This window comes from Streptomyces sp. BRA346 (genome assembly GCF_052851135.1).
This window is the reverse complement of sequence record NZ_JAIWIH010000097.1, coordinates 1-7,276: the sequence shown is the minus strand read 5'-3', so window position 1 is coordinate 7,276 and position 7,276 is coordinate 1. Positions and strand designations below refer to the sequence as shown.

Genomic DNA, 7,276 nt, shown 5'->3' with positions numbered 1-7,276 from the left:
CGCCTCGAAGGTCGCGGCGATCTGTACGGCGTCATCCTCGTCACCCGCGATCACCACGGACATCGGGCCGTTGAGCGCGGCGATGCTCACCCGCTCGGTGAGCAGCGGCGCCACCTCGTCCTCGGAGGCCTGGATGGCGATCATCGCGCCACCGGCGGGCAGCTCCTGCATCAACCGCCCACGCGCAGCGACCAACTTCGCAGCATCCGCGAGCGAGAACACACCCGCCACATGCGCGGCAGCCAGCTCGCCGATGGAGTGCCCGGAGAGGAAGTCCGCACGCAGACCCCACGCCTCGACCAGCCGGAACAGCGCCACCTCGATGGCGAACAGCGCAGGCTGGGTGAAGCGGGTCTGGTCCAAGACCACCGCATCGTCCCCGAACAGGACCGTCTTCAGCGGCTGCTCAAGATGCACATCCAGCGCATCGCACACCGCATCCAACGCCTCCGCGAACACCGGATAGGCGTCGTACAGCACACGCCCCATCCCCGGCCGCTGACTGCCCTGCCCCGTGAACAGGAAGGCGAGCTTCCCGGCGACCGGTGAGCCCTGGACCACGCCCGGGGCCGGTTCACCGGCGGCCAATGCCGTCAGACCGCGCAGGAAGCCCTCGCGGTCGCCCGCCACCAGCACCGCACGGTCCTCGAAGGCGGTGCGGCCGGTGGCCAAGGTGTAGCCGATGTCGGTGAGGTCGGTCTCGTCGGCGACGCTCAGCCGGTCGCGCAGGCGGCGGGCCTGGTCGCGCAGTGCCTCCTGGCCCATGGCCGACAGCGGCCACGGCAGCACACGGCCGGGGGCGTCGTCCGGCTCGGATGCCTCGGCCGGGGCCTCGATCGCCGGAGCCTGCTCGATGATGGTGTGCGCGTTGGTGCCACTGATGCCGAACGACGACACGCCCGCCCGGCGCGGACGGCCGCCCGTCTCCGGCCACTCCCGCGCCTCCGTCAGCAGCGAGACCGCGCCCTCGGTCCAATCGACGTTCGGGGACGGCGCGTCGACGTGGAGGGTCTGCGGCAGCACACCGTGCCGCATGGCCATCACCATCTTGATGATGCCCGCGACACCGGCCGCCGCCTGGGTGTGGCCGATGTTGGACTTGATGGAGCCCAGCCACAGCGGCTGGTCCTCGGCCCGCTCACGGCCGTACGTGGCGAGCAGCGCCTGCGCCTCGATGGGGTCGCCCAGCGTCGTCCCCGTACCGTGCGCCTCCACAGCATCCACCTCGCCGGCCGACAGCCCGGCAGCGGCCAACGCCTGCCGGATCACCCGCTGCTGCGACGGGCCGTTCGGCGCCGTCAGACCATTCGACGCACCGTCCTGGTTGATCGCGCTGCCGCGCACGGTGGCGAGAACCGGGTGGCCGTTACGACGGGCGTCCGACAGCCGCTCCACGAGCAGCATGCCCGCGCCCTCGGCCCAGCCCGTACCGTCCGCGCCCGCCGCGAACGACTTGCAGCGGCCGTCGGTGGCGAGACCGCGCTGGCGGCTGAAGTCCACGAACGTCTCGGGCGTGGCCATGATCGCCACACCGCCGGCGAGCGCCATGGTGCACTCCCCCGCGCGCAGCGCCTGGATCGCCCAGTGCAGCGCGACCAGCGACGACGAGCACGCGGTGTCGACGGTGACCGCCGGGCCCTCCAGGCCGAAGGTGTAGGCGACACGGCCCGACGCGATGCTGCCCGCGTTGCCGGTGCCGACGTAGCCCTCGACGCCCTCCGGGATGCCGTCCAGTCCGGTGACGTAGTCGTGGTACATGACGCCCGCGAACACACCGGTCCGGCTGCCGCGCACGGTCGACGGATCGATGCCCGCGCGCTCGAACGCCTCCCACGACGTCTCCAGCAGCAGCCGCTGCTGCGGGTCCATCGCCAGGGCCTCGCGCGGCGAGATCCCGAAGAACGCCGGGTCGAAGTCGGCGGCGTCGTGCAGGAAGCCGCCCTCGCGGGTGTACGAGGTGCCCGCGTGGTCGGGGTCCGGGTGGTACAGCCCGTCCAGGTCCCAGCCGCGGTCGACGGGGAAGCCGGAGATGCCGTCGCCACCCGCGGCGACGAGGTCCCACAGCTCCTCGGGCGTGGTCACACCGCCCGGGTAGCGGCAGCTCATGCCGACGATGACGATCGGGTCGTCGTCCACCGCCGCCACCACGCCCGCACCGCCGGTGGCGACGGGTGCCACGGCCTCTTCGGCGCCGAGCAGTTCGTCCCGCAGATAACCGGCGAGGGCGGTCGGCGTCGGGTAGTCGAAGACGAGCGTGGCCGGGAGGCGCAGTCCGGTGACCGTCTTGAGGTCGTTGCGCAGCTCGACGGCGGTGAGCGAGTCGAAGCCCAACTCCTTGAACGCCCGCCCGGACTCGATCGCGTCGGCCCCGCCGTGCCCGAGCACCGCGGCGACCCGCCCGCACACCAACTCCAGCAGCTCACGGTCCTGTTCGGGACGGCCGAGCCCGGCCAGCCGCCGTACGAGCGTGGAACCGTCGGCGGTGCCGGTGGCCGCGGTGGCGGCCCGCCGCACCGGGGCCCGCACCAGGCCGCGGAACAGGGCCGGTACGGTGCCGGTCGCCGTGGCCTCGGTGCGCAGCCCGGCATAGTCGAGCCGCATCGGGAACAGCACGGCGGCCGAGCCGTCGGCGTGTGCCGCGTCGAAGAGCGCGAGGCCCTCGTCGGCGGGTATCGGGGCGACGCCACCGCGCGCGATGCGGCGCAGGTCGACGTCGTCGAGACCGCTGCCCATGCCCGCGCCGGACCACAGGCCCCAGCCCAGCGCGGTGGCCGGAAGCCCCTGGGCGGCGCGGTGCTGGGCGAGGGCCTCCAGGAAGGAGTTGGCGGCGGCGTAACTCGCCTGCCCCGGCGCGCCGAACACGGCCGCGGCGCCGGAGAACAGCACGAACGCCGACAGGTCGTGTCCGCGGGTCAGCTCGTGCAGGTTCAGCGCCGCGTCCACCTTGGGGCGCAGGACGCCCGCGACGCGCTCGGGCGTCAGCGAGCCGATGATCCCGTCGTCCAGGACACCCGCGGTGTGCACGACGGCGGTCAGCGGATGCTCGGCGGGGATCCCGGCCAGCGTCGCGGCGAGCGCTTCGCGGTCGGCCACGTCGCAGGCCGCCCAGGTCACGGTGGCACCGGCCGCCGTGAGGTCGGCGGTCAGCGCGTCGGCGCCGTCGGCGGCGGCGCCACGGCGGCTGACCAGCAGCAGGTGCCGTACGCCGTGGGTCGACACGAGGTGACGGGCGAAGAGCCCACCGAGGGTGCCGGAGGCGCCGGTGAGCAGCACGGTTCCGTTGCCGTCGAAGGACGGGCCACTTGTTTCCGTTGCGATCGGCGTACGGGACAGCCGCGGCGCGAGCGCCACTCCCCCGCGCAGCGCCACCTCGGGCTCGTCCAGGGCGAGCGCGGCGGACACCGTACGGTACGAGTCCTCTTCGCCGTCCACGTCGAGCAGCACCAGACGGGCCGGGTTCTCCGACTGCGCGGAGCGGAACAGCCCGCGCACGGCGGCCTGCGGCAGCTGTGCGACGCCCGTCCCCGGCTCGGTCTCCACCGCGCCCCGGGTCAGCAGCACGAGCCGCGACTCGGTGAACCGCTCGTCGGCCAGCCACGACTGGAGCAGGGCCAGCATGTCCTGGGTGGCGGTGTGCACGGCCGCCGCGTCGTCGCCGTCGTGATGACCGCTGATGAACACCGTGTCGGGCGCGGACTCCCCGGCGTCGACGGCCTGACGCAGCGCCGTGAGATCGCGGTACGCGGTGCTCCGCACCCCGGGCCCGAACGCGTCCTGCGGGAGGTTCCCGGCACCGAGCAGCGCCCAATCGCCAGTGGTCGGGCCGCCCGTCGTGGGCGCCGGAACCGCCGTCCAGTCCAGCCGGAACAGCGATTCGTGCAGCCCGCCCGACGCCGCGCGCACCTGGTCGGCGGAGGCGGCCCGCAGCGCCACGGACTCGACCGTGGCGACCGACCGTCCCGTGCCGTCGGCCACCAGCAGCGAGACGGTGTCCCGCGACTGCTCGGTCACCCGCACCCGGAGCACATCGGCCCCTGCCGCGAGCAGTCGGACGCCGTTCCACGCGAACGGCAGCAGCGCGCCCTCGGCCGACGCCGCCTCCCGGTCGGGGCTGTCGAGCCCGATGACGTGCAACGCGGCGTCGAGCAGCGCGGGGTGCAACCCGAACCGCCCCGCTTCGGCGCCCGCCGTCAGAGCGGTGTCCTCGGGGAGCGCGACGTCGGCGTACAGGTCGTCGCCGAGCCGCCAGGCGCCCTTGAGGCCCTGGAACACCGGGCCGTACCCGAGGCCCGCCCCGGCCAGGTCCTCGTACAGCCCGTCGACCGCGACGGGCGTCGCGCCCTGCGGCGGCCAGGAGCCCAGCTCGTCGGGGGCGGCGGTCCGGCCGCCGACCGTCAGCACACCGGTGGCGTGGCGCGTCCACGGCTCGGTGCCGAGCGCGTCCTGCCTGCGCGAGTGGAGGCTGAAGGCGCGGGCGCCGGTCCCGTCCGGCCCGTCCACGACGAGCTGCACCCGCACCCCGGTGTGCTCCGGCAGCACGAGCGGCGCCTCGAGGGTCAGTTCTTCGAGGTACTCGCAGCCGACCTGGGCACCGGCGGCGCTCGCCAGCTCCACGAAGGCCGTACCGGGCAGCAGCACGGTGCCCATGACGGCGTGGTCGGCCAGCCACGGATGGGTGCGCGTGGACAGCATCCCGGTGAGCAGCAGGCCATCGGCATCCGCGAGCGCCACGGCGGCGCCCAGCAGCGGATGGTCGATGTCCCCTAGCCCGATCGACTCGGGGTCGCCCGCCGCCAGGGCCGCGGCGCTGGGCCAGTAGCGCTGGCGCTGGAAGGGGTACGTCGGCAACTCGGCCGGGTCGATGCGGGTGGCGGCTGCGCCGCCGAGGACGGCGTCCCAGTCCAGCGGTACGCCACGGACGTACGCACGGGCGACGGCGCTCGTCAGCGCGTCGGCCTCGGGACGGTCCTTGCGGCAGACGGAGACGAACGCCGCCTCCTCACCGGACACGCACTCCTGGGCCATTGCGGTGAGCACACCGTCGGGGCCCAGTTCGACGTACGTCGTCACGCCCTGCGCTTCGAGGGTGCGGACGCCGTCCAGGAAGCGGACCGCCTCGCGGACGTGACGCACCCAGAAGTCGGGGCTCGTCACCTCCTCGGCGGAGACGAGGGCACCGGTGAGGTTGGACGCGATCGGGATGCGCGGAGCCTCGTACGACAGCCCCTCCGCGACCTCACGGAACGCCTCCAGCATCCCGTCCATACGCGGCGAGTGGAACGCATGGCTGACCGTCAGCCGCTTCGTCTTACGGCCCTGCGCCTCGAAACCGGCGGCTATCTCCAGCGCCGCGTCCTCGTCGCCCGCGATGACCACGGAGGTGGGCCCGTTGAGGGCGGCAATGCTCACCCGGTCGGTGAGCAGCGGCGCCACCTCGTCCTCCGACGCCTGCACCGCGATCATCGCGCCACCGGCTGGAAGCTCCTGCATCAACCGCCCGCGAGCAGCTACGAGGGTGCAGGCATCCGCGAGCGACAGCACCCCCGCCACATGCGCGGCAGCCAACTCACCGATCGAGTGCCCGGACAGGAAGTCCGGCGTCACACCCCACGCTTCGACCAGCCGGAACAGCGCCACCTCGACCGCGAACAGCGCAGGCTGAGTGAAGCCGGTCTGGTCCAAGACCGCCGCATCGTCCCCGAACAGCACATCCCGCAGCGGCCGTTCAAGGTGCAGATCCAGATGCGCGCACACCTCGTCCAGCGCATCGGCGAACACGGGGTACGCGTCGTACAGCTCACGGCCCATCCCCAGCCGCTGGCTGCCCTGCCCGGTGAACAGGAACGCGACCTTGCCGTCCACCACCGAGCCCTCGACCAGGCCCGCTGCGGACTGGCCGCTCGCCAGCGCGTCGAGCGTCCGCAGCAGCTCATCGCGGTCGCTGACGGTCAGCACCGCACGCCGCTCCAAGGCGGCGCGGCCGACGGCCAGGGCGTGGGCGACGGCGAGCGGCGCCGCATCGGGGCGCGTCTCGACGTAGGCGCGCAGCCGCGCGGCCTGCTCCCGCAGCGCCTCGGGGCTCTTGGCCGACAGCGCGAACGGCAGCGTCTCCGGAGCACGGGGCTCGGACACCTCGGGCGACGGGACCTCGACCGCCGGGGCCTGCTCGATGATGGTGTGCGCGTTGGTGCCACTGATGCCGAACGAGGACACCGCGGCCCGGCGCGGACGGCCGGTCTCCGGCCACTCCCGCGTCTCGCTCAGCAGCTCGACCGCGCCCGAGGCCCAGTCCACGTGCGGCGACGGCGCGTCCACGTGGAGCGTCTGCGGCAGCACGCCGTGGCGCATGGCGAGGACCATCTTCATCACGCCCGCGACACCGGCCGCCGCCTGCGTGTGGCCGATGTTGGACTTGATGGAGCCCAACCACAGGGGCTGGTCCGCATCCCGGTCACGGCCGTACGTGGCGAGCAGCGCCTGCGCCTCGATCGGGTCGCCCAGCGTCGTCCCCGTACCGTGCGCCTCGACCGCGTCCACATCGCCAGCCGACAGTCCGGCGCTGGTCAGCGCCTGCCGGATCACCCGCTGCTGGGACGGGCCGTTGGGCGCCGTCAGACCGTTGGACGCGCCGTCCTGGTTGACGGCCGAGCCGCGCACGGTGGCGAGCACAGGGTGGCCGTTGCGGCGCGCGTCCGACAGCCGCTCCACCAGCAGCATGCCGACGCCCTCGCCCCAGCCGGTGCCATCCGCACCGGCCGCGAACGCCTTGATCCGGCCATCCGCCGCAAGCCCGCGCTGACGGCTGAAGTCGATGAAGTTCTCGGGGGTGGACATCACCGTGACGCCGCCCGCGAGCGCCATCGAGCATTCGCCCTGACGCAGCGCCTGCACCGCCAGATGCAGCGCCACCAGCGACGACGAGCAGGCCGTGTCGACCGTGACCGCCGGGCCTTCGAGCCCGAAGGTGTACGAGATCCGGCCGGACACCACGCTCGCCGCGTTGCCCGTGCCCAGGTGGCCTTCGAGCCCCTCGGGCGCCGCCATCAGCAGCGACAGATAGTCCTGGCCGTTGGTACCGGCGAAGACGCCGACCTGCTGACCGCGCAGTGCCGTCGGGTCGATGCCCGCGCGCTCGAACGCCTCCCACGACGTCTCCAGCAGCAGCCGCTGCTGCGGGTCCATCGCCAGGGCCTCGCGCGGCGAGATACCGAAGAACGCCGGATCGAAGTCGGCGACGTCGTAGAGGAAACCGCCCTCGCGCGTGTACGAGGTGCCC

At 73.4% G+C, this 7,276-nt stretch carries 1 protein-coding gene; it reads right to left on the bottom strand.

The window, feature by feature from the left end:
• Nucleotides 1-7,276: type I polyketide synthase (locus LCH29_RS43340; RefSeq protein WP_446467188.1), on the bottom strand; the 7,276-nt coding region annotated here is incomplete at both ends.